Source organism: Paenibacillus sp. FSL P4-0176 (assembly GCF_037975265.1).
In the GTDB taxonomy this organism is placed as follows: domain Bacteria; phylum Bacillota; class Bacilli; order Paenibacillales; family Paenibacillaceae; genus Paenibacillus; species Paenibacillus amylolyticus.
On the sequence record NZ_CP150242.1, the window covers coordinates 6624975 to 6648896 of the forward strand.

A 23922-nucleotide genomic window follows, 5' to 3' on the forward strand; every position below is an offset into this window, starting at 1 on the left:
CGCAGTCTACAGTTGAAGTGCCAAGTTCGGTCCATGAACCGTTCCACGTTTCCCTCACATTCTAACGAACCCGAGAGACACTATTCAGCATTTTTCCTGCGTTTTGAAAATCTAACGAACTATAGACTCGTTATTTACTCTTTCTTTGGCGTCATCCGCTGCAAATCGCAGTTTTCTAACCCATTAGCGTGTGTGAGATTCGTTAGATTCCCAACTAACGCCTATATTGCCAAATAAGGTGTTGCAGGTTCGTTAGCGGAAGTTGCTCCATCGGGCCCAGCGCATACTCTCACAAGTCAAAACTGTTCAGCAAGACTTCACCTCTGGTTTTATCTAACGCCGTTCCACCAGACGTGATGTCTGCTTCAGATCCTCAATCCGACCTGCACCAATGCCAAACATGACAGTACGAAGTTCAAACTCAACCTGTTCCAGCCGCTCATTCAGCGCATCATCGGAAGCTACTGCGGATTCGAGAAGAGATCGACCAAAACCAGCGAGATCCGCACCGAGCGCGAGGGCTTTGGCCGCATCCACGCCAGTGTGCAGTCCACCGCTGCCAATCAGGGCACCAGTAGGATTCAGCGCTCGTACTTCCTGAATACACTCCGCTGTCGGAATGCCCCAGTCGGCAAAAGCTTCAGCTGCTGCCCGGCGTACCGGGTTATTGTTGCGGTACTTCTCTACCTGCACCCAGCTTGTGCCCCCTGCTCCGGCTACATCAATGAACGCGACACCCGCTTCATATAGGCGTTGAGCCGTCACGCCATCGATGCCAAAACCTACTTCTTTTACGCCAACAGGTACGTCTAGCTCACGACACAAGTTTTCAATCCGCTGAAATAATCCGCTGAAGTTGGTGTTACCTTCCGGCTGAAAGACTTCCTGCAAGGTGTTTAGATGAAGCACGAGCATGTCCGCACCCGCAATATCTACAGCACGCTGGAAGTCAGCTGTTGTGAAACCATAGTTCAGCTGCACCGCACCCAGGTTGGCAATGACCGGGATGTCCGGTGCCCAGCGCCGCACATCGAAGGTACTTGCAAGTTCCGGCTGTTCTACGGCAGCCCGGATCGAACCTACGCCGAGCGCCCAGCCTCTGGCGTTTGCTACTCGGGCGAGGCGCTCATTGATGGCGCCTGTTGTTTTGCTTCCACCCGTCATCGAACTGATGAGCAAGGGTGTACGTACTTTTTTGCCAATAAACGAAGTCTCCAGATGCACCTCTTCAAAATCCAGTTCCGGCAGTGGGTGATGGCGAAACGCAAACCGCTCCATACCGCTGGTTACCCCTTCTCCTGCCACATTCTCCTCAAGACAGAGGCGCACGTGCTCTAGCTTCCGTTCTCCCGTAGCCACTTCGGGAAGCAGCCGTTCGCCGGCTCGCTCTTGTTCATTCATGATGAGACCTCCTATGTGAGAATCGTGCGGATCGACAGGATAACCTGCCCGTTCCTTACTTCTATGTATATACGTCTTTTGCAAAAGACAAAAACATTAATCCTATAAGCATTGCAGCTCAGCAGTTTAACTCTATCCAGTATAACGTTCCAAACCGGCTATTGAAAGGATGCCCCGACACCAAATGTCTCACTTAAATCCCGGAGCACCACTATCTCATACCTACTCAACAGCACGGATCATCTGTCGCATCTTCGAAGCTGGTTAGCAGAGACGATACACACGCACATGGATCAACAAAACACATTTTCACTCCATCATCTGCACAACAAACTTATCTCAAGATTTCCGATGCCAATTGCTCCCCAACAAGCTGTCCGGACAACGTCACTATCGGGGTTCCGCCGCCTGGATGTGTCGTTCCGCCGACGTACCAGAGTCCTTGTACATCTTTGCTTCGGTTGCCTGGTCGCATAAAGGTCTGCTTCACCGAGTTGGACGAGATGCCGTAGATCGACCCTTGATGCGCCAAGGTATCCCGTTCGATATCTCGCGGTGTGTACCGGATCAGCACATCGGATTCATTCAACCCGGTAATTCCCCGCGCTGCCAATTGTTCCAGCACAAACGCTCCGTAACGTTCCGTCTGCTGCTCCCAATTCCATGAATCCGACAAATAGGGGGCATTGACCAGAATGAACAGATTACTGGCTCCCACCGGAGCCATGCCCACTTCCGAATAACCGGAATAACAGATGTAGATCGTGGGATCGGCGGGCATTTTACGGTCACGGAAAATATGGTCGAACTCCGGTTCATACCGTTCCGGGAAAAAGACCGTATGGTGTAACAACGCATCATATTGCCTTCGCACACCTGCCAGCGTCACAAATCCTGAAATGGATGGCTCATACTTCTGTATGCGCGCATCGCTCATCTCTTTCCGGTGTTCCGGTGCGAGCAACAGTCGATTCACGCTAAGCACATCTCCATTGGCAACCACTTGATCTGCTTCGTGAGAGCCTTGATCCGTATCCACGCCTGCCACTTTGCCATTCCGAACAACAATCTGTCGGACCTCCGTGCCGGTAATGATTCGTACGCCTTTTTCCTGTGCCAGCCGGGTCATTCCTTCGATCAGTTGATAGGTTCCGCCTTTGACCCCGTAGATGCCGACTTCTGCTTCCACATGCCCCATCATGGCAAAAATGGAAGGCGATTGATACGGCGATGATCCCACATAGGTCGCGTACCGTCCGAACATAGCCAGCGTATGCGGATGTCGGAAATACGAGCGTAGCAGCTTATCCAGCTTCACCGTTGGCCGCACGCGGAGCAGGCTGCGCAGCATCTGAAGATTGTATTTGTCAGAAGGAGACAGCAGCAACTTACCCAGAAAATGACGATTGGCTTCCGCATACAGTGCAGCAGACTCATCCATAAACGCATCATAACGAGCCGCATCCTCCGGACTGTACGCAGCGATCTGCTCCTTCATCCACCCGCGATTACCTGACAAATCTACCACTGTGCCATCTGCAAATATATTACGTGTCCGCGGCTCTAACTCATATAATTGTACGTAATCTTCCATTGCTACACCCGCATGGTCGAAGACTGAACGAAAGGTCGATGGCATCGTGATTGTGCTCGGTCCACGGTCAAAATGATACCCGTCCCGCTCAATCTGCTGTAGCTTGCCACCTACGTGTTGCTGCCGTTCCAGAATCGTTACCTGCACACCTTGTGAAGCCAGTCGTATCGCACACGACAGACCTCCAAATCCTGCACCGATTATAATGACGTTACCTCTCAACTGTACCGCCTACCTTTCCATACATACCCCTTGCCGGAGCGGCCTGCCTGCCAGGAAGCGAATCCGATGGCAATGACACAGGCCATGCTGACTGGTTGCAGAAGGGCAAGCCACCAGGGTTGTCCGCCAGCATGATCCGCTACTCTTTTCACAGCCATACCTAATAATGTTCCTAACAATCCATACAGAATGGACATCGAACTGCCCATAAGGAGTCCAATAATCAATCCTAGTGGAGGCACAATATACATCAGTGTATACATCAACATCGTGCCCAGCAGCAGTACGTCTTTACGTCCCATACCTTCGTACATGTTTTTCTTATATCCGTTCCATACTTCTTCACCGTTCTGATACATGCGGGTATTCGTTACGTCATGCACGTCTGTCAGCATCACCGGATGACCTGCACGCTTAACCGCTTTGGCGAGACTCATGTCATCCACCAGATGCGCCTGAATGGCAGCATGACCACCGGAAGCTTCGTAACTGGAGCGATGAATCAGCAAAAAAGCCCCCGTAGCGGCCACAAACATCGGACTGGATGATCTGCGTATCATGAAAATGGGCAGATGACTGATGATGGTGAAGACCATCATGGGTACAACAAGCTTTTCCATCCACGTCTTCGTTACCTGATAAGGAAAACCGGTTACCAGGCCCCCGCTCTGCTCACACCCTGCCGCGAGAGTCTGCCGAATGGCACTTGGCTCCAGACGCACATCCGCATCCACGAACATATACCATTCTCCCTTGGCCTCCTGAACCAGCCTGTGGCACGCATGGGATTTCCCCATCCAGCCCTCAGGAAGATCGACACCATGCAGCAAACGCACACGTGCATCCCGATCCGCAATCGCTTGTACCATGGCCGCTGTCTCATCTTCGGAGCGATCATCCAGCACCAATACTTCCATCCGGAATCCTGACATATCGCTCGCGAGCACACTTTCCAGACATCCTTCGATATGTAGTCGTTCATTTCTGGCTGGAATCAGCACCGAGACCAGCAGGTCTGGTGGTTGTATTCGGTCTGCTCGGAATGAACGCACTTTGGGCAGACAGGAGACGTTCCATAGAGCGAATAGCAACTGTATGCCCAATATGCAGGTAAGCACAATCCAGAAGATTTCAGATGCATTCATGCTAACGGTTCACCCGCTTTCGTGCCGCATCGTATTTTTCACTTGTCGAACGTACATGACGAATCAGTGGAATCGCATCTGGCAAACTTCCCTGCCCCATCCGTATAAGCTCTGATCTATGATCGTCTAACTGCTGTTCCAGCACATGGCCGAGTCTGGCGGCAATCTCTTCACTCTTCAACGCCTTCCAGTCTTCCATCACAGCCGGGCCCGCCTGCATCGATATTTCCGGTAAATCATGCTGGACCATCCCATGGCACAAGGTTACCGGTACAGCAATGGCATTTGGAGAACGACGAAGTAACAATCCGATGCCTGGACGGAACTGAATCGGTCTGGCCTCCTGATGCAGAATTTCTCCTTGGGGAAAAATCCAGACCCTTTTACCTGAATCCAATAATTCACTGGTGTACTGTAGAGAGGTCCGAATACCGGACGCACTCTCCTTATTGATCGAATACGCACCCAATTTACGAAAAAAAGCATATTGCTGAAGCTGTTGCTCCTCCATCATCACATAATGATCACCCCGCGATGTCTGCCTGGCCGCATGATAGAGCAGCAGACCATCCCACCAGGAGCTGTGATTCATGAAATAGATCACCGGACGAGTCGCTTCAATCGGGGAGTTGTCCCTGATGTCCACCTGCGGGTCCAGTGACCCTGTGAGCGTGAAGGAGCGGAAGCGCCGACGTAGCAGATAATAGTGATTGTATAAGGCAAAAATACGATTAAACGGTTTTGATTTTACGGCGCGAATCATAGAGCCAGCTCCCTTCGGCAAGAAGCACACCAGCAATGGCGATGATAAAGCTGCCCGTAATCCCTTCCTTTAGAGCAAGCAGGCCGAACAGAAGAATAAACAGCTGATACAACCATTTTGCACGCAGCAATGAGCTACGGTCATTAGGCATGGCCGGAAGGAAAAGGGACAAGAATGCACCCATGATAAACCAGCTTATGTAATTGGACCACGGAACACCGTAGAATCCACCTGGGGCTTGCCACTCCCAGAATCCTCTTGCATGCGCAACAGGGTCGAGTACCAGATCAAGAACAATCGCCCAGAACCCGGTCTTCACTGCTCGAAGCAGTCTGCCAGTCCACGTTGAACCACCGCCACTTAACAGCGCCGAGTTACCCACCACTGCGATCCAGGCGAAACCCAGCGTAACTGGCACACTGAACAGATGAATCCCGAAGAAGTCTGAGTAGGCATACTCGCCAAAAGGCCAATGCGTATGAACGCCTACCCACTCTACGCCCATACCTCCAAGCCAGATAATCACAGAGGATATCCAGAGTCCGGGTTTCAGCCAGATGACTGACTGGTCGGACAGGCCTGTCCGATTACGCCCTTGATAGATCAGATCCAGCACATACAATGCGTAGAAGATTAGAAATAAACCATTTGAAAAAGATAATACGTCAGGCACACCGATCGTTAGCATCAAGGTTGCTCCAATGACATACCACGCCCAGTAAAGCCACTGGATCATCAGGATACCGCCGTTCGGGAGGCTTGATAGGCCAGCATCGGGTAACGTTTCACAATCGCACCCAGCATCTCCAGTTTCAATTCATCGCTAACATATGCCCGCTTGGTATATACGTCATAGTCGTTGCGTTCAACGGCGTGTAGAATGGTGGAGTAAAAGGCTGCTGCCAGCTCGATGGAAAATGCACTTTCCGTTGGGTACGTATCCAGACGATCCATGCCAATACGGAACCAGTTCAATGCTGCAGCTTTTAATTCATGAACAATGGCAATAAAACGTTCGTCCACAACCCCGTCTTCAAAGTCCTGCTCGGTGTAACCATGCTTCTCCATGATTTCCAGCGGAACATACCGACGCACTCTGGCCCGATCTTCACCAACATCCCGAATAATATTAACGATCTGCATCCCTTTACCCAAAGCAATCCCGTTCATCGCTACTTCTGCGCCGTTATCATCTCTCAATACAGGCAACAACATCTCGCCTACGGTTCCGGCCACCAGATAACAATAATGCTCCAGTTCCTGCATCGTTGTATAATGCGTTACTTTAAGATCTGTGAGCTGCCCTTCCATCTGACGGAAAAATGGCCCCTTATCCAGATGAGGGAAACTGCTGAACAACCATCTCAGTGCTGGCCAGATAAAGTGTCCTTCCGCATCGTCTAGCCGATCAAACAAATCATGGATCTCGTGAATCGTATATGGCGAATGTTCCGGCTCGTCTACACTGTCATCAATCATGCGGCAGAAGGCATAAATGACATATACCGCTTCCCGACGTGGACTTGGCAGCCCTCTAAAGGCCTGATAAAAAGAGGAAGAACCCTTTTGCATCAACTCTTCACACCTGCTCAAAATCGCTTCATTCATGTTCCCATCTCCTTCATGAGTTGATTGACGGCCATCCGTGCACTCTGCATTACAATCGGCACTCCGCCACCTGGATGTACAGATGCTCCTGCGGCATATAATCCCTTTATATTAGGGAATGGTTTGGGTTGCGGTCGGTATACACCGGACTGGAATAATACAGGTGCTATACCAAAGCTTCCGCCCCCATAGAGCCCGTCTCGCTCTGCGTCAGCGGGTGTACGTACCTTTTTCCACTTGATCGCTGCACGAAGTCCCGGGAATCCACGTTGCTCCGCTTCTTCCAGTACCCGTTCTGCCAATGCTTCACTCTCCTGATCCCAGTCGACACCTTCGGCATCTGGTACGGGAATGAGGAAATATAATACACTCTGTCCTTGAGGCGCTGCAGTTTCATCCAATGCGACCGGATTAAATACGTAAAATGAGGACTTTGCCGGAATGCGTCGCTGATTGAACACTTCCTGCAAACTGCCTTCAAGACTCGGTGGCAGGAAGAACTGGTGCGTCGTTGCATCTTCCCAGGTTTTGTCCACGCCCACATAGAGCAATACACATCCGGAAGAGGGACGATACGGTTTTCTTTTACGTGCTACCTCTGGTGATTGTCCAAGCAAACCTGATAGATGGGGGAAATCACCATTGTAGATAACTGCATCCACATTTTCTGCGCCTGCTGCCGTTTCTATACCTTCACACACACCATTTTTAATCTTGAGTCCGGTCACTTCCGAATTCAGCACGACACGCCCACCACGTGATATCAGTTCCTGTTCCAGAATAGCCGGCAATGCTGCATATCCACCTTTGACCATCCAGATGCCATATTCATGCTCTGCGTAAGGCAAAAGGGAATAGATACCTGGCGTTCCAAACGGTGATCCACCGATGTATAAACTTTGCAGAGAGTACGCATCAAGCAATTCCTCATGCTCAAAATAATCGCCTACCGCTTTCCGGACACTTTTGTGTGCACGCAATCTGCCCATGAGTGACATGAGCGAAGGGGTGAAGAAATCCCTTTTGCGCGGAAAAGCCCTTTCCAGAAACGCTGCCCTGCCTGCCGGAAACAACGTGTCCATATCTTTCATGAATCGTGAGAATCCCCGGCTCTCTCCCGGGAACAAACGTTCAATCTCCGCCGTCTGCTCTTCACGTGAGGTCATCTTGGTCATGACACGACCACTGTGGTAATGCACTCTGTATAACGGATCACAGCGAAGTAACTCAATCTTCGAACGATCTACGCCTGCCTCCTCCATGATGCCAAGTAACATCTCCGGCAACAGTACGATCGTTGGCCCCTGATCGATCCGATACTCGCCTTCCTGCTCATATCCAATGCGTCCGCCAACGCGGGAACCCCGTTCATACACGGTGACATCCCAGCCTTGACGGTTCAATAACAGTGCCGAAGTGAGTCCGCCAATCCCTGCGCCTACAATAGCGGCCCGCTTCATGAATGCCCTCTGGCTTCTGCCGTCTTCACATAAGAGGATGGCTTGGAACGTGTGCGTGCGTCCTCTTCCTGAATCAGTCTGACACTGATCCGTGCCGATTCGAAGATCGTGGGCAACCCGCTACCCGGATGTGTTCCGCCGCCTACCAGCCATACACTTTTCAACTCTTCAAACTGGTTATGGGGACGCAGATACATCATCTGACCCAGGTTATGTGCCATATTAAACGTTGCTCCGCGATACACATCTAGTTCAGTCTGCCAATCAAGTGGAGTGAACAGCATACATTCTTCAATACGGTTGCGTATGTCTGCCAGCTCAGGAATGCCTTCCATGCGTTTCATCATGGCCTCCTGCACATTCTCCCGTTCTGCCTCCCAATCAATATCTGCGGTAAGGTTAGGCGTAGGCATAAGAACATACAAAGCAGATTTCCCTTCCGGTGCCAGCGTCGAATCAAGTCTGGAAGGGTTATGAATATATAGAGATGGATCGGCTGATAACATTTTATGCTTTGTAATCTCATCAACGTTTAACCGGTAGTCCTCGGGAAAATAGATCGAGTGATGCGGCAGATCCACATCACCATCCACGCCCAGATACAGCATTGCTGTAGAGCAGGAATACTTTTTGCGTTTCATTTTCTCCGGGGTATATTTCTTAAGCACGCCTGGTTCAAACAGATGGTTAACCGCATGTGCAAAGTCGGCGTTCACCACCACATGGTCTGCTTCGATGCGTTCACCGTTCTCAAGCAACACACCTTCTGCACGACCATTGCGAACGATGACCTGTTTCACCGGGGTGGAAGTATGTATGCGTCCTCCGTATTCTTCCACGACATCGGCCATGGCTTGGAAGATCCGATTCACGCCGCCAATGGGGTGGAACAATCCGTAGTGATGCTCAATAAACGATAGTATGGTAAAGGTGCCCGGACAATCCCAGGCAGACATGCCAAGGTATTTGGATTGAAATGTAAATGCCCAGCGCAGACGCTCGTCTGTAAAATAGCGGGACAAGATTCCATAGACTGTATTGTGGACATCAAGCTTAGGTAGAGCTGTTACCGCATCCTTGCGCAAATAGTCAGTCAGCTTGCCAAAAGGACGACGGAGTAAAGGCATGACTTTGCCAAATTTCACTTCTTCTTCTTGCATGAACCGAAGGTAATTGTCTTCATTACCCGGAAACAATTCCTTAATCTGTGCAGCTGTATCTTCCCGATTACGAGAAGGCGTGAACACCTTATCACCAAAGTTCAGTGCGTACAGTGGGGTTAACTCTTTCATATGCACATAATCGGATAACTTACGTCCCACCACGTCAAACATCTCTTCAATCAGCTGAGGCATCATCAAAAATGTAGCACCGCGGTCGAATCGATATTCACCCAGTTCCAATCTGGCAGAACGCCCCCCGATGACTGGCTGTTTCTCATACACATCTACCTCGTACCCCTGACCGGACAATAACATCGCTGCTGCAAGTCCACCTGGACCTGCGCCAATGACAGCTGCACGTTTGCGTTGTTGATTCGGTATCATGCCACTCACCTTTCTATGTAGGGAATTCTATAGTTCTCTAGCCCCTAACCTATTATTAAACCGCCCAAGAATACTTTAAGCGGTAACTAGCAAAAACATTATACAAATATAATACAAATATTATACGAGCTTGTAAACCAAAAAATGACCCGTCGGTCAAAATACACTACTACTCCATTTATAAACACAAAAAACACCCTTTGATCACTTTCGTCAAAGGATGTCCTTTATACACTAACCTATTCATATCATTTGAGATTATGTTTAATTATTGGCCTGTCCAAACCGTGCACCAGGTGACCGCTCGGAGAGATATTCACGCTCCATCCACGACTGCCAGTCCGCAGAACTCTCCGGCATAATCCATTGCGGATAACGTGCATGCTCTGCACGCTCATAGCCTTTACCTCCAAGTACAAAGCGAATATGCGGGAACTCGTTCATAATCCGCTCGACGAGCTGATCACACCGTTCAAGAAGCCCTGGACTTGTGATCGACAGGCAGACCAACTTGATCTTCTGCTCCCGGATAATCGGGAAGATACCTTCTTCTGGCGTGTTCGCACCCAGATACAGTACTTCCGCTCCATTTTTGCGCATAAAGAGAGAGAACAGCAGCAATCCGACCTGATGGTGCTCCCCCTCCGGACACAACGCCAGAACTTTGGGCAGATGCGGATAGATCGGGAACAGATGGAAAAACTGATAAAACCGCTGTGATATCAGCTGTGTCATGAAGTGTTCCTGAGCCACCGAAGCCCTGCCTTGCTCCCATGCATCTCCAACCCGGACCAGAATGGGCACCAACACATGATAGAACATCGAGTCATACCCATACATGGTGAACCCAAAATCAATCAAACCATTGGCACGTTCACCCTGAAAGTTGTAGAGCGAGTCATAGATCTGATCAGCCATGCGTGCGTAGGCTTCTTCCATCGTAGGCACCGAAGCCATGATCGGCGTGGGCACAGCCTCGGGCGGATTTAATTTGTTTACTTTCAACATCCGTACCGCTTCCGAAATATTGGTCTGATGTAGCTCAACCTGTTCTTTCAACCAGCGCAGATCCGCAACATTCTCTTCGGTATACATTCGATAACCCGATTCCGTCCGTTCAGGGGTGACCGCACTATACCGATTCTCCCAAGCCCGGAGCGTCACCGTCGGGATACCGAGCATGGCAGCGACTTGTTTGATGGAATACACCTTATTACCCACTTTCTTTCCTAAATGTCCAGATTTCAAAGGTTATATCATTGGTTCCCCGTCCTTGTCAGGCATATGAAAACCCTAACATTCTACAAAAATAATACACTCATTATACACAACGCTCAGACACCTGTCGATTGCATACTGCCAATTTTGCCATATGCGTTTTACTGCTACATTCGTTATGCTAGCGGGTTCTCCTGCGTCAACGTTATCATCCGTGTGGTAATAGAAGTCAGCAAGTACAGAAGGGGGAGTCCACCGTTGGTCTCATTACGCCGCCATACATCAGACCGCAAGTCTTCACGCGGCAAATTTCCATACATACGAACAGGACTTGTCCTATTAGTCCTATGGCTCATCGCCGTCATGCTCTATCAGACCTACAAACCATTACCAGCGGGCATTTCCTACGAAAGTCCGGAGTATCGTGTGGATCAAGTCGAGTTCCTGCATGACCTCACTTATCCTTCCTCCGACGGACAGATGCAGCATGAACAACAGATATTCCAGCGCATGATGCAGATTGTCGAGGAAGCAGAGCAGTTTGTCCTGGTGGATATGTTCTTGTTCAATAATTATCAACATAAGGGACAGAACTTCCCACCTGTCAGTTCCGAATTTACCGAAGCGCTGGTCGCCAAAAAAAATCAACATCCTGATATGGACATCTGGTTTATTACAGATGAAGTAAATACCAACTATAACTCAGCACCCAATCCGTTGCTGGAACAAATGAAACAAGCAGGCATTCATGTGGTCATCACGGATGTGGACCCTTTGCGTGATTCAACTCCAGTATACTCTGCGGTCTGGCGGACCTTCTTCCAATGGTTTGGCCAATCTGGAGATGGCTGGATCAAAAACCTGATGGCCACGGATGGTCCGGATGTCACTGTGCGTTCCTATCTCAAGCTGCTCAATGTGAAGGCCAATCATCGTAAAGTTGTTGTTAGTGAGAAGACAGCGATTGTCTCTTCTGGCAATATCCATGATGCGAGTGCCTACCACTCGAATATTGCATTTGAAGTAACAGGTCCAATCATTGGCGATATTCTTCAGTCCGAGCAAGCTGTTCTAGACATCTCAGGCGGAGGCAAGGTTCCTGCCTACACAGCTCCTTCCTCGAATTCAAACACGGGAGATTTGCGAATACGCTATTTAACTGAAGGCAAAGTGAATGACGCTGTACTCCATGAGATCAATCAAGCTGGCAAAGGTGACACCTTATGGATGGGCATGTTCTATGTGGCCTCTCCGAAAGTATTGGAAGCCCTGCTGGAAGCCGCAAAACGAGGAACCGAGATCCGGCTTGTACTAGATCCAAATGAAAATGCTTTTGGTCAGGAAAAGATCGGGATTCCGAACCGTCCTGTCGCCGCTGAATTGCATGATAAATCCGACGGTAAAATACAGATCCGCTGGTATAACACCACCAAGGAGCAATACCATACCAAGATGATCTATCTTGCCAAAGCAACCGGAGATCATATTGTCCTAGGGGGTTCAACCAATTTCACCCCCCGAAACATGAATGACTACAATCTGGAGAATGATCTATGGGTTGCTGCACCTCCAGACAATAAGTTCACACTCGATATCGCGAATTATTTTGAGCGCATATGGAATAATAATGATGCCGAGTTCACGTTAGACCTGGATGAGTTCCAGGAGAAGACTACGTTTTTGAAAGGTATCCTATATAAGTTGCAACTGATTCTGGGTCTTACGACCTTTTGATCAGAAACCACATCCATACCTGTTATATCCGCCTGTACTCTACTGTGCAGGCGGATATTTTCATCTTGACAGGTGATGTAAAGTGTGAAAATATAATTACCTAACGACCGTTAGGAAGGTGATTGAATGACTGCACAATCCATTCGGGATGCAGCCCTGTTCCATTTTGCCAGAGATGGCTATGAGGGAGCTTCTCTGAAAGCTATTGCTGATGAAGTCGGGATTAAAAAACCGTCCATATATGCGCATTTCAGCTGCAAGGATGACTTGTTTTTACACACACTGGACTTTGCATTTCACGAGGTAAAACGGCACACACTGGAATATTTCCGCGATCATGCGGATCTGCCATTGGAGCAGAGGCTGAAAGGCTTGTTGATCTGGTTCGAACAAGAATACAATGCCCATGCTTCGGCTCGTTTGATGTTGCGTAATTGTTTTTACCCCCCCCTTTCTCTGTATGGCGAAGTGATGGATCAAGTGTATCCGTTTATCGATGGTATGGAACGCGCACTGACTCGTCTGTTGCAAAGGGCAATGCGTAATGAAGATATACCGCCCCTACCCGCGGAACAAGCCGCCATTGCATTTATGACGTTTCTCGACGGTATCACAGTGGAGATTATCTATGGAAGTTCCCGTCGGTACAAGAGACGGTTGGAAGCAGCCTGGCCTGTATTTTGGCATGGCATTCATCATTTGAACGACGAGGCACACAGCGTTGTGCCGGAAGGAGATTCAACAACATGAACCGCAACTGGTTATATGTATTTATCGGCGGAATTATTGAGATTGTCTGGGTAAGCGGGCTGAAACATGCCTCGAATGCCTGGGAGTGGACTTTAACGGGGATTGCCATCGTGATCAGCTTTGGACTGATCATTGCCGCTTCCAAAAGGTTGCCTGTGGGTACGGTGTATGCCGTCTTTACGGGAATTGGTACGGCGGGTACTGTCCTTACGGAAATGGTATTGTTCGGTGAACCGTTCCGCTTGGCCAAAGTATTGCTTATCGGGCTGCTGCTCTGCGGCGTAATCGGACTGAAGCTGGTTACGGATCAGCAAGAAGCCAAAGGAGGTGCAGTATAATGGCTTGGATGGCAATTGTAGGTGCAGGGATATGTGAAATTTTCGGCGTAATCGGTATTAATGGTGCTTCCACCAAGAAAGGATGGCCATACATCGTACTTATGCTGGTGTCGTTTGTGTTCAGCTTCTCGTTGTTGTCCTACGCCATGACGTCTATTCCGATGGGCACAGCGTATGCCGTGTGGACCGGGATCGGGACGGTCGGCAGTACGTTAACAGGCATGTTCCTGTTCGGTGAACGGAAAGAAGCGAAGCGTATCCTGTTTATCGCGATGATTTTGGTGGCAGCCGTTGGTCTGAAGCTCATCACGTAACGAAAGTAAAATGAAGTTATACTTTATATCTCCGATTGCAGTACCACTTTTCCAATCTCCGTTATCGTGTAATTCTTAGCTTCCATTATGATATCTATTAAATTCTGTAATATAAAAAAGACGACTTCGATCAGAAAGTCGTCTTTTTTGGGGAATGATATAAATAGGGAACCTCTTTATACTTTGCCACGTAAGAAAGGATGTCGTAAATCATGAAAAAGTTATTGGCACGCATGGGCTCTTATACAGGGTATACCCTTCTGATCGGCATGGCCATTTTCTATCTCATCGCTCTAGTCGCCATTATTATACTCGCCTTGTACGCCTTCACTGGAGGAAACTAACTTAAACGTTCTTGATACCTTATCCATATCGTACATACAAGCTACGCCTTGTTACTTGCCGTCTCTCCTTCCCTTTGATCAGCCACTTTTCCCCATATACATTTTCCAATTTACTACCATTTGAATTCCTTTAACCAGATCGTTTATACTTATTTTGACCTTAAAGTCAATTCAAGAACTCACAAGTTCCCTGATGAGGTGAATGCATCGTTAATGAACCCTATACATGAGATGAATGAGAAGAAAAAGCTCATCATTACTACAGCACTCAAGTTATTCTCATCCAAAGGCAGTGCTGCAACATCCATGCAAGAGATTGCAGAATTATGCGGGATGTCCAAAGGCAGCCTCTACATCATGTTCAAATCCAAAGAGGAATTAGAAGCCAGTACTCTGGAGTACTGCATGTACACGCTCATGGACGAGATGACACAGATTGAGCATGAAACCAGCCTTACCTCGCGTGAACGTCTTCACAAGCAGATTGAGACACTGTTGATCCATGTTGCCGAGCTCAAGGAATTTTTGCGAGTACAGATGCGCAGCATGATGATGGATGATGAACAGCAACGCAAGGAACAATGCCATCCGCTGCAAAGAGATCTGGAAGTCCGTACCTTACATTGGTTTAAGGATAAGCTGGAGGAGCAGTACGGATCGGAGATTGAACCTTATACGATTGACCTTATTTTGCTGACACAGGGGCTATTCCTTTCCTACGTCAAGATCTGGTTTACAGAGATGCCGTCCCTTACTGTTACCAAAATGGCAACAAATTTACTGCAAATGATGGATTATGCAGCGCACGGATTCCTTAAGCAGCGACCTTTGCCTTTGATTCCTTTGGAGGACTGGCCTGCATGGATTACCGAACCCCATCCGGATTCCACGGTGATGCGTCATCCCATTCACATCATCAAGCAAATGCAGGATATCGCTGGTTCCGATTTGCCCGCAGGGCAAACAAAGAATGATGTTCTCGAAACCATCGCCATCCTCAGACAGGAGATGATGGAATTCACACCGCGGCGTGCCATCATTCTCGGCATGATGCACAATTTGGAGAGCGTATCTGCCATCAAACCTTTGCACTCTGAGCTTAAGCACAGTCTGGATGCCAAGTATAGCCGGTTTATCCAGGCTGACTCGTCACACATATAAACAGGAGAAACAGAGAGGAGAAGAAACCATCGTATGAAAGGTATTATTAATTTTTCACTGAACAACAAGTTTGCGATTTGGATTCTGACGATTATCATCTCTTTCGCAGGTTTGTACAGCGGATTGACGATGAAACAAGAGACAATCCCGAACATCAACGTACCGTTTCTGAATGTCACTGCCATTGATCCGGGGGCTGCACCGGAGGGAATTGTTGAGGATGTCACGAAGCCGCTGGAAGTAAAACTACGCAATGTAGATGGCGTGAAGACAGTTACCTCCACTTCCATGGAGAACGCAGCATCGATCACACTCGAATTTGATTATGGAACAGATCTGACCAACGCAACTGCAACCGTTCGTGAGGCACTGAATGAAGTTCAATTGCCTGACAGCGTGCAGAAGCCGACCATTTCCAAGTTCAGCATTGACTCTTTCCCGGTTGTATCTCTGAGCCTGTCAGACAAGGACGGCGGTGACCTGGAACAATTGACACGACTGGTTGAATCGGATATTCAGCCTGCACTCGAAGATATTGACGGTGTAGCTCAGGTCCAGGTGTCCGGTCAATATGTGAAAGAAGTTCAATTGAAGTTTGACCAAGCCAAAATGGCCGAGCTGGGCCTGACCGAAGATACGGTAAACGGCATCGTTCAAGGTTCATCCATTCGTGTGCCCCTTGGACTGTTTGAACTGGATAAATCCCAGAAAGCCGTTGTTGTAGATGGCAACATCATCGACATCGATGATCTGAAAAACCTTGCCATTCCAGTTGTACCCGGCGGTGCCGGTACTTCCACAGGCAATGGTTCAAACGCAGCCCCTCAAGGCTCTGGAGCACCAACTGGTGAAGCTGGTCAAGGTACCGCTCCAGGTGCTTCACAAGGAACGGACCAAGCCGCTGGTGGTAATGCCGGTGTAGGTAGCCCTTCAGGTGCTGCCAACGCAGCTGGTATCCCGACAGTAAAATTAAGTGAAATTGCCAAGATCGAAGTCATCGGTCAAGCGGAATCCATTTCCCGGACAGACGGCAAGGAATCGATTGGTATTTCCATTGTAAAATCCAACGATGCCAACACGGTTGATGTCGTTAACGCAGTCAAAGATAAAGCGGAAGAGTTGCAATCGCAGTTCAAAAATGCTGATTTGACTGTATTGCTTGACCAAGGTAAGCCAATTCAGGACTCGGTGAACACGATGTTGGGCAAAGCCGTTTTTGGCGCCTTGTTTGCCATCCTGATCATCCTGCTCTTCCTGCGTAATATTCGTTCAACCATTATCTCCATTATCTCGATCCCGCTCTCCTTGCTCATGGCATTGACTGCTCTCAATATGATGGATATTACTTTGAACATGATGACGCTGGGTGCGATGACGGTTGCCATCGGACGGGTTGTCGATGACTCCATCGTTGTTATCGAGAACATCTACCGCAGGTTAACACTCAAAGGTGAGAAACTGAAAGGCCGTGAACTAGTCCGCGAAGCAACTCGCGAGATGTTTGTGCCAATCCTTTCTTCCACGATCGTAACTATTGCGGTATTCCTGCCACTGGCATTGGTAAGCGGTATGGTCGGTGAGTTATTCACGCCATTTGCACTGACCATGGTATTTGCTTTGCTGGCATCCCTGATCGTTGCCATTACCATTGTGCCGATGCTTGCGCACACCCTGTTCCGTGGAGGGTTGAAGAACAAACAGAATCACGAAGAAAAACCAGGCAAAATGGCGGAAGGTTACAAACGCCTGCTGAACTGGACCCTTTCACACAAACTCATCACAGTCAGTATTGCAGTGATCTTGCTGGTCGGCAGTTTGTTCCTGTACCCGTTCATCGGTGCAAGCTTCTTGCCAGAACAACAGGATAAATATGTGACCATTACGTACAGTCCTCAAACAGGAGCTTTACGTGAAGATGTAGAAAAAGAAGCACTTGTTGCCGAGAAGTGGTTGCTGGAACAACCGGGTCTGGAGAAAATGCAATATTCCATCGGCGGAAGTAACCCACTGAGCAGCATGGGTGGCGGTGGTTCCAACTCGGCTCTATTCTATATTGAATATAACGAAGATACGAAAGACTTTACCAAAGTGAAGGAACAGCTTGTAGAAGGTCTGAAGAAAGAAGTTACCGTAGGTACCTGGAATGAGCTCGACATGTCCGGCGGTCTGGGTGGTAGCGGCCTGAGTCTCTCCATCTATGGCGATAATGTAGAGCAACTCAAACCTGTATCGGATGAAATTCTGAAACTGGTTGAAGCGGATAAGGATAATTTTGAAAAAGCAGATACAACACTTGCTGACACCTACGGGCAGTATACGCTCGTGGCGGATCAGGAGAAATTAAGTTCCCTGGGCCTGACTGCAGGCCAACTGGCGATGACGCTGAGCCCGGCACGGGAACGTCCTGTGCTTACGGAAGTCGATATTGATAACAAAACGTACAAAGTATATGTAGAAACAGACAACAAATCATTCAGCAGCATTAAAGAGATTGAGGATGAAACCGTCACTTCACCGCTTGGCATCGAAGTACCAATCAAAGATGTTGCCAAAGTGGAAGAAGGTACATCCCCGAACTCCATCATGCAAATTGATGGTAAAGTTGTTGTACAAGTCACAGCCAACATCCTGGCTTCGGATGTAACGAAAGCTTCGAGTAACCTACAGGCTGAGATCGACAAGCTGGATCTGCCTGATGGCGTTGAAGTGAAGTTTGGCGGTACAACCGAACAGATTAATGATACCTTTACTCAACTGGGTCTCGCCATGCTGGCGGCCATCGCCATTGTATACTTCGTGCTCGTTGTTACATTCGGCGGCGGATTGGCACCATTCGCAATCCTGTTCTCCCTGCCATTTACGGTCATTGGTATTATGGTAGGTCTGTTCATCGCTGGTGGTACGCTCGACGTCTCCGCCATGATGGGTGGACTGATGCTCATCGGTATCGTGGTCACCAACGCTATCGTGTTGATCGACCGTGTTATTCACAAGGAAAAAGAGGGTATGCCTACCCGTGAAGCCTTGCTGGAAGCCGGTGCAACTCGTCTGCGTCCAATCCTGATGACCGCTCTCGCAACTATCGGTGCCCTGTTGCCACTGGTTACGGGCCTCGAAGAAAGTGCGGGGATCATCTCGAAAGGATTAGGAATTACCGTAATCGGTGGTCTGATCAGCTCCACGCTGCTCACGCTGGTTATCGTACCGATTGTGTATGAGTTCCTGATGAAATTTAAAAAGAAAAGAATCGACGATTAAGAAGTCGTTGATTGTACTCATGTAACGGTTCGAGTACAACTTAAATGTAGACTATAATATTAGCTTCTCGCCCCTTAGCGCATATTGGAATGATTGAATTCCGATGTGATGTTAAGGGGCTTTTTTTTATGTAATTCACACGAGACATAGACTGACATATAAATTATTTATTTTAATCAAAATCACAAAAAGAACAGTCCCATTTGTCATTTGAAACAAATGAACGTTAGATTTCAGCCCATTGGCTGTAAATAGAATTATAATATGGATTAATTATGTAAGTTGACGGATTCCAGACTCCAGATAGATCACATGTGATTTGGGAAGGATGGTGGTTGTGTGGGGGAGACAACGCTTCATATTCAAGTCAGAGACATGTTAAAACGTCCCGTGTTTCGCAAGGCAGAAGTCCTGGCCAGTGATCGTGCGCTGGAGCGGTATGTTCGCTGGGTTCATATCATGGAGGTTCCCGAGGTGGGGGACTTGCTCAATGGCGGGGAATTGGTGCTGACAACAGGCATTGGCTGGCAGGAGGGTGAGCAGCAAGGCCTGTCTTTTTTGCGTCAGTTAATTGCACGCGGGGCTGCCGGACTCTGTATGGAACTGGGGGATCACACCAAGTCGCAACTCAGGGCTATGAAAGAAATTGCAGTAGCAGCGGATTTTCCGTTGATCTGGTTTCACGAACAAGTCCGTTATATCGATATTACGCAAGACCTGCATTTCACCCTGATTCGCAGTCATCAGCGGATGATCGCTGAACTCGATAGTCTCACCACCTCATTTAACCAACTTCTTCTGAATGGAGATGGCGTACAACCTCTGCTTCGATTATTGTCACGAACAACCGGATATGCCGTGGCGTTATATCCACTTGAAGGGGAAGCAAGTAGCGTTCCCTACTGCTCTCCAGAGCAGCTGGAGAAGCGACGGCAGGATTGGTTTTTGCAGCGGGAACATTTGGCGGGGGAGGATATTCCGAATTTAATGCAGCTGTCAGATAACACATTGGATGTGATCAGCATGCCTGTTCAGGCGTTGGACTACACCTTTGCCGACCTTGTGCTGATGCATCAAAAGCTGACGGATCAAGATTCAAGCATACCGATCAAACCTTCGGATGAATTCGTCATTCAGGCACTGGAACGATGCGCGGCCGCGATTGCTCAGGACTGGATGCGAACCAAATACATGGAAGAGAAACGCCGCTACAAAGAAGATATGTGGGTCATTGATTGGCTTAACGGACACCACTCCACGAAGGAAATCCATGAATATATATCTACCGTTAATCCCCTTCTCGCAACGAGCAAAGCCACTATTATTTTATTCGACAACAATCCAGCATACACAGATAGCCTCAGACTTCAGAAGTTGTTGATCCAACGTAACATCGTCGCCCGGTCGGTATTTGCTCGGGAGAACTTCACCCTCTACAGCACCGTTCTGAACCACCAGATCATTCTTATCATTCTCGACCCACTACCTGGATCTCAGCGCAAAAGCAGTCTCTGGCGCTGCATCGAACAGCTGCAGCAGCACGAGCAGGAACAGACCCACTGCCTCTTCTCAGGCCTGGTCGGAATCGGTCATAACTGCACAGACCTCTCCCGTCTCAAGGATAGCCTGGATTCCGCGAAGGAGACACTGCGAATTCAGAAGGACATCGGTGAGATGCAGCAGCCTTTTTACAGTAACCTTCATTGTTATCGCATCATTGCCAGCATGAAACAGAGCGGTAATCTAGATGATTTTATCGAAGAATACCTGGGGCCGCTCATTCGTTACGATGTAGAGAAAGGAGGTCAGCTGCTGCGCACGCTCAAGCAATATTTGGTCCTGTGCTGCTCCAAGCAAGAGACGGCCACCGCTCTATATATCGTCAGACAGACACTGTATCACCGTTTGGACAAAATCGAAGCCCTTCTGGGAGAAGACTATATCCTCCCCGAGAAAAGGGTCGCGATCGAACTTGCCATCTACGCTTATGAATATGTTCATGGTCCAATCGCGTGAAGAGCTGGGCATGGTCTAAGCGCCCCGCTGCTCCTGAAGCTGACGAATCAGAATATGACTGAACCACTTCCGCCCAGATGCCGTGCCCACGTATTGCTCTTGTTTCTCTTCGGGAAGATCGGGGTGCCCCCATATGACGTGAGCACCCTCCAGATGTTCCCGTACCGAATAGATCCGATAACCCTGTGCAACCATTCGCTCTATGGCGATTCTCTCGGCCTCAAACACATCATGATCCGACATCAGCTTCTCCCTCCATTCACTACCGTCACAGGCTGTTTCACCGGTATGGGTGCGCCTGCATCATACTTGTTGCGCTTCACATATTGGCCTGCCCCTGCTGTTCCGGCATACTGCCGATCTCGAATGACATACTCCCCGCGGCACAACACCGTCACCGGACATCCTTGTACCTGCATACCTTCAAATGCGCTGTAATCCACGTTCATATGATGAGTTTCTGCCGAAATCACCCTGTTTACAGATGGGTCAAAAATAACGATATCTGCATCTGTCCCGACAGCCAGAGTACCTTTCTGCGGGAATAATCCAAATAACTTGCTCGCTCTTGTCGAACATAGATCGACCCACTGATTGAGCGTAATCCGCCCCTTGGCTACACCTTCTGAATACAGAATGCTGAGGCGATCTTCGATGACGGGCCCGCCGTTCGGAATTTTACTGAAATCATCCTTACCCAGATCCTTCTGCCCTTTGAAATTAAACGAACAATGATCGGAGCCAATCGTCTGCAACTGACCGCTTTTCAATGCATTCCACAACACGTCCTGATGAGCCGCTTCCCGCAGCGGTGGTGACCAGACATACTTTGCACCCTCAAAGTCCGGCTGATCCATGATCGACTGATCCAACGTCAAATACTGAGGACAGGTCTCCCCCCAGATTCGGTAACCCATTTCACGCATACGCGCAATTTGCTCCACTGCTTCCGCACAGGTCACGTGCACCACATACAGCTGTGAATCCGCAAGTGCAGCCAGACGCGCCGCACGCCCTGTTGCTTCTCCCTCCAGCATGGATGGACGAGTCAGCGCATGATGAATCGGCTCCGTGCGCCCTTCGGCGAGCGCCTGTCGAACCAGCAGGTCAATGACATCCCCGTTCTCGGCATGAACCATGACGAGTGCGCCGTACTCTTTTGCCTTTTGCAACGTCTGGAAGAGAATCCCGTCATCCGCCTGAAACTGGTTTTTATACGCCATGAACACCTTGAAGGATGACACACCCTCTTCTTCAATGATCTGCGGCAGCTCTTCTAACACCTGATCATTCATCTCGCCAATCATGAGATGGAAACCGTAGTCGATGGCAGCTTTACCCTCGGCTTTGGCATGCCACTCCTGGAGAGATTCGATTAATGGACGGCCTTTTTGTGTCAGACAAAAATCAATGATCGTCGTTGTTCCTCCAAAAGCTGCAGCTGTCGTTCCTGTCGCAAAATCATCCGCCGTTACCGTCCCACCGAAGGGCATATCCAGATGCGTATGCGGGTCGATCCCGCCCGGAATGACGTAACAGCCCGCTGCATCCACGACTTCCATTCGTTCGTCAGGGATGAGCCCAATGCCAATCTGTGTGATTTTACCTTTTTCGATCAAAATATCTGCTTCAAAGGTATCTGACGCTGTGACCAACACACCATTACGAATCAATTTGCGAGTACTCATGATATCGCCTCCTTGGTTGATTGATCTCTAACGGATTGCAGCATGGCAATCGCAGATTGACGTTCATTCCAGGTTACAGGTTCCTGCTCAGGTACAAGTTCAACCATCTCAATCGCCCCATCCACCGGGCAAACGATCGAACACAGATTACAGCCAACACAGTCCTCTTCCACCACTTCCAGATAGGAACCGGACGGGTCGGTCAACATATCAATACACTGATGCGAGGTGTCCTCACAAGCAATATGGCATTTGTTGCAATTGATGCAGACATCGCGGTTGATGCGGGCGACCACTTTGTAGTTCAGATCGAGATTGCCCCAATCGGAGTAACGCGGAACCGTCTGACCTACCAGTTCTGCTACACTGCTTAGACCCTTTTCATCCAAATAATCATTCAGCCCATCAATCATGTCCTCCACAATGCGGAATCCATGATGCATCGCTGCGGTACATACCTGAACCCCTGTAGCGCCCATGAGCAAAAACTCTGCCGTATCCCGCCAATCAGATATGCCACCAATCCCTGAGATTGGAACACCTACCTCCGGATTACGGGCACACTCCGCAACCATGTTCAGTGCGATGGGCTTTACAGCTGGGCCACAATATCCACCGTGCGCTCCTTTGCCGCCCACATGCGGCACGGTATTCCACGAATCCAGATCCACACCTGCCAGGGAGTTAATCGTATTGATCAGGGAGATCGCATCCGCGCCACCGCGGACAGCTGCCCGGGCAGTCGCCGTAATATCCGTGATATTCGGCGTGAGTTTCACGATCACCGGTGTGGTTGCCACTTCCTTCACCCACATCGTCTGGAGTTCGACCAGGTCAGGCTGCTGACCAGAGGCGGCTCCCATACCACGTTCGGCCATGCCATGCGGGCAGCCAAAGTTCAGTTCCAGGCCGTCGACGCCGACGGCTTCCACCTTCTTCACAATCTCATGCCACTTCTCTCGCGTAGGTTCCACCATCAGTGAAGCGACAACCGCACGATCCGGGAAGCGTTTCTTGGTCTCGGCAATCTCCCGCAGATTCACTTCCAGCGGACGATCGGATATCAATTCGATATTGTTAAACCCTGCCACCCGCTGCCCACCAAAATGAACCGCCGCGAAACGCGAGGATGTATTGATAATTGGTTCACCCAGCGTCTTCCACACCGCGCCACCCCAGCCCGCCTCGAACGCACGCTGGACCTGATATCCCGTATTGGTCGGTGGTGCAGAGGCCAGCCAGAATGGATTGGGTGATCGAATACCTGCCAGATTAATGGATAAGTCAGCCATAACGATCCCTCCTTGGTGTTGTTTGAACATATTAGTTACACTGGACACTCCGTACCTTGTCTCGCTCAC

20 protein-coding genes are annotated in these 23922 nt (G+C 49.2%); 8 read left to right on the top strand and 12 right to left on the bottom strand.

Features of this window, described 5'->3' with window-relative positions; translation table 11 throughout:
* Positions 1 to 333: 333 nt before the first annotated feature.
* The 9 genes from fni to MKY95_RS30395 all read right to left on the bottom strand — a co-directional run bounded on the left by fni (position 334) and on the right by MKY95_RS30395 (position 10949).
* Positions 334 to 1401: a type 2 isopentenyl-diphosphate Delta-isomerase gene (gene fni, locus MKY95_RS30355; protein WP_339195847.1), complete on the bottom strand. Its 1068-nt coding sequence runs from the start codon at positions 1399 to 1401 to the stop codon at positions 334 to 336.
* A 334-nt stretch (positions 1402 to 1735) separates the two neighbouring features.
* Positions 1736 to 3217 carry a phytoene desaturase family protein gene (gene crtI / locus MKY95_RS30360; RefSeq protein ID WP_315370814.1) on the bottom strand — a complete coding sequence of 494 codons (1482 nt, stop codon included), beginning with the start codon at positions 3215 to 3217 and terminating at the stop codon, positions 1736 to 1738.
* Positions 3214 to 4362: a glycosyltransferase family 2 protein gene (locus tag MKY95_RS30365; protein WP_315370813.1), complete on the bottom strand. Its 1149-nt coding sequence runs from the start codon at positions 4360 to 4362 to the stop codon at positions 3214 to 3216. Before MKY95_RS30365 ends, crtI (MKY95_RS30360) begins: the two co-directional genes overlap by 4 nt.
* A 1-nt stretch (position 4363) precedes the next feature.
* Positions 4364 to 5125, bottom strand: a complete 762-nt coding sequence (locus tag MKY95_RS30370) for a lysophospholipid acyltransferase family protein (protein ID WP_036612609.1) — start codon at positions 5123 to 5125, stop codon at positions 4364 to 4366.
* Positions 5094 to 5861 (bottom strand): carotenoid biosynthesis protein, encoded by a 768-nt coding sequence (locus MKY95_RS30375; RefSeq protein WP_127549021.1) that lies wholly within the window; start codon positions 5859 to 5861, stop codon positions 5094 to 5096. Before MKY95_RS30375 ends, MKY95_RS30370 begins: the two co-directional genes overlap by 32 nt.
* Positions 5861 to 6733, bottom strand: a complete 873-nt coding sequence (locus MKY95_RS30380) for a phytoene/squalene synthase family protein (RefSeq protein ID WP_127549019.1) — start codon at positions 6731 to 6733, stop codon at positions 5861 to 5863. The genes MKY95_RS30375 and MKY95_RS30380 overlap by 1 nt, the downstream gene beginning before the upstream one ends.
* Entirely contained in the window at positions 6730 to 8193 is a 1464-nt protein-coding gene (gene crtI, locus MKY95_RS30385; RefSeq protein WP_315370812.1) for a phytoene desaturase family protein, read from the bottom strand. Before crtI (MKY95_RS30385) ends, MKY95_RS30380 begins: the two co-directional genes overlap by 4 nt.
* Entirely contained in the window at positions 8190 to 9740 is a 1551-nt protein-coding gene (gene crtI, locus MKY95_RS30390) for a phytoene desaturase family protein (RefSeq protein ID WP_315370811.1), read from the bottom strand. The genes crtI (MKY95_RS30385) and crtI (MKY95_RS30390) overlap by 4 nt, the downstream gene beginning before the upstream one ends.
* A gap of 264 nt (positions 9741 to 10004) precedes the next feature.
* On the bottom strand, positions 10005 to 10949 hold the full coding sequence (locus MKY95_RS30395; protein ID WP_339195853.1) for a MerR family transcriptional regulator: 945 nt from the start codon (positions 10947 to 10949) through the stop codon (positions 10005 to 10007).
* A gap of 267 nt (positions 10950 to 11216) precedes the next feature.
* Here MKY95_RS30395 and MKY95_RS30400 point away from each other — a divergent pair, with 267 nt between their 5' ends.
* The 8 genes from MKY95_RS30400 to MKY95_RS30435 all read left to right on the top strand — a co-directional run bounded on the left by MKY95_RS30400 (position 11217) and on the right by MKY95_RS30435 (position 20873).
* Positions 11217 to 12692 (top strand): phospholipase D family protein, encoded by a 1476-nt coding sequence (locus MKY95_RS30400; RefSeq protein WP_315370810.1) that lies wholly within the window; start codon positions 11217 to 11219, stop codon positions 12690 to 12692.
* Positions 12693 to 12818: 126 nt separating this feature from the next.
* Positions 12819 to 13442: a TetR/AcrR family transcriptional regulator gene (locus tag MKY95_RS30405; protein WP_315370809.1), complete on the top strand. Its 624-nt coding sequence runs from the start codon at positions 12819 to 12821 to the stop codon at positions 13440 to 13442.
* Complete coding sequence (locus MKY95_RS30410) at positions 13439 to 13780, top strand: multidrug efflux SMR transporter (RefSeq protein ID WP_017691902.1); 342 nt, start codon at positions 13439 to 13441, stop codon at positions 13778 to 13780. The genes MKY95_RS30405 and MKY95_RS30410 overlap by 4 nt, the downstream gene beginning before the upstream one ends.
* On the top strand, positions 13780 to 14094 hold the full coding sequence (locus MKY95_RS30415) for a multidrug efflux SMR transporter (protein WP_017691901.1): 315 nt from the start codon (positions 13780 to 13782) through the stop codon (positions 14092 to 14094). The genes MKY95_RS30410 and MKY95_RS30415 overlap by 1 nt, the downstream gene beginning before the upstream one ends.
* 212 nt (positions 14095 to 14306) lie before the next feature.
* Complete coding sequence (locus MKY95_RS30420) at positions 14307 to 14438, top strand: hypothetical protein (RefSeq protein WP_280523080.1); 132 nt, start codon at positions 14307 to 14309, stop codon at positions 14436 to 14438.
* Positions 14439 to 14651: 213 nt separating this feature from the next.
* Positions 14652 to 15599: a TetR/AcrR family transcriptional regulator gene (locus MKY95_RS30425; RefSeq protein WP_339195858.1), complete on the top strand. Its 948-nt coding sequence runs from the start codon at positions 14652 to 14654 to the stop codon at positions 15597 to 15599.
* Positions 15600 to 15632: 33 nt separating this feature from the next.
* A complete protein-coding gene (locus tag MKY95_RS30430; protein WP_339195861.1) occupies positions 15633 to 18857 on the top strand; it encodes an efflux RND transporter permease subunit in 3225 nt (1074 codons plus the stop codon).
* A 339-nt stretch (positions 18858 to 19196) separates the two neighbouring features.
* Complete coding sequence (locus MKY95_RS30435) at positions 19197 to 20873, top strand: PucR family transcriptional regulator ligand-binding domain-containing protein (protein ID WP_339195864.1); 1677 nt, start codon at positions 19197 to 19199, stop codon at positions 20871 to 20873.
* Positions 20874 to 20888: 15 nt separating this feature from the next.
* Here MKY95_RS30435 and MKY95_RS30440 read toward each other — a convergent pair whose 3' ends face one another.
* Genes MKY95_RS30440 through preA form a run of 3 tightly spaced genes read right to left on the bottom strand, consistent with a single transcriptional unit; the run spans position 20889 to position 23853 of the window.
* Entirely contained in the window at positions 20889 to 21116 is a 228-nt protein-coding gene (locus tag MKY95_RS30440; protein ID WP_036667785.1) for a hypothetical protein, read from the bottom strand.
* The gene (hydA, locus tag MKY95_RS30445) at positions 21116 to 22561 is read right to left on the bottom strand and encodes a dihydropyrimidinase (RefSeq protein ID WP_339195868.1); all 1446 of its coding nucleotides are present in this window, start codon (positions 22559 to 22561) and stop codon (positions 21116 to 21118) included. Before hydA ends, MKY95_RS30440 begins: the two co-directional genes overlap by 1 nt.
* On the bottom strand, positions 22558 to 23853 hold the full coding sequence (preA, locus tag MKY95_RS30450; protein ID WP_062836927.1) for an NAD-dependent dihydropyrimidine dehydrogenase subunit PreA: 1296 nt from the start codon (positions 23851 to 23853) through the stop codon (positions 22558 to 22560). The genes hydA and preA overlap by 4 nt, the downstream gene beginning before the upstream one ends.
* Positions 23854 to 23922 lie beyond the last annotated feature (69 nt).

Coding starts and splice junctions, on each gene's coding strand:
- fni (WP_339195847.1), bottom strand. CDS start 1,401: ATGAATGAACAAGAGCGAGCCGGCGAACGGCTGCTTCCCGAAGTGGCT.
- MKY95_RS30365 (WP_315370813.1), bottom strand. CDS start 4,362: ATGAATGCATCTGAAATCTTCTGGATTGTGCTTACCTGCATATTGGGC.
- MKY95_RS30370 (WP_036612609.1), bottom strand. CDS start 5,125: ATGATTCGCGCCGTAAAATCAAAACCGTTTAATCGTATTTTTGCCTTA.
- MKY95_RS30375 (WP_127549021.1), bottom strand. CDS start 5,861: ATGATCCAGTGGCTTTACTGGGCGTGGTATGTCATTGGAGCAACCTTG.
- MKY95_RS30380 (WP_127549019.1), bottom strand. CDS start 6,733: ATGAATGAAGCGATTTTGAGCAGGTGTGAAGAGTTGATGCAAAAGGGT.
- crtI (WP_315370812.1), bottom strand. CDS start 8,193: ATGAAGCGGGCCGCTATTGTAGGCGCAGGGATTGGCGGACTCACTTCG.
- crtI (WP_315370811.1), bottom strand. CDS start 9,740: ATGATACCGAATCAACAACGCAAACGTGCAGCTGTCATTGGCGCAGGT.
- MKY95_RS30405 (WP_315370809.1), top strand. CDS start 12,819: ATGACTGCACAATCCATTCGGGATGCAGCCCTGTTCCATTTTGCCAGA.
- MKY95_RS30410 (WP_017691902.1), top strand. CDS start 13,439: ATGAACCGCAACTGGTTATATGTATTTATCGGCGGAATTATTGAGATT.
- MKY95_RS30415 (WP_017691901.1), top strand. CDS start 13,780: ATGGCTTGGATGGCAATTGTAGGTGCAGGGATATGTGAAATTTTCGGC.
- MKY95_RS30420 (WP_280523080.1), top strand. CDS start 14,307: ATGAAAAAGTTATTGGCACGCATGGGCTCTTATACAGGGTATACCCTT.
- MKY95_RS30425 (WP_339195858.1), top strand. CDS start 14,652: ATGAACCCTATACATGAGATGAATGAGAAGAAAAAGCTCATCATTACT.
- MKY95_RS30430 (WP_339195861.1), top strand. CDS start 15,633: ATGAAAGGTATTATTAATTTTTCACTGAACAACAAGTTTGCGATTTGG.
- MKY95_RS30440 (WP_036667785.1), bottom strand. CDS start 21,116: ATGTCGGATCATGATGTGTTTGAGGCCGAGAGAATCGCCATAGAGCGA.
- hydA (WP_339195868.1), bottom strand. CDS start 22,561: ATGAGTACTCGCAAATTGATTCGTAATGGTGTGTTGGTCACAGCGTCA.
- preA (WP_062836927.1), bottom strand. CDS start 23,853: ATGGCTGACTTATCCATTAATCTGGCAGGTATTCGATCACCCAATCCA.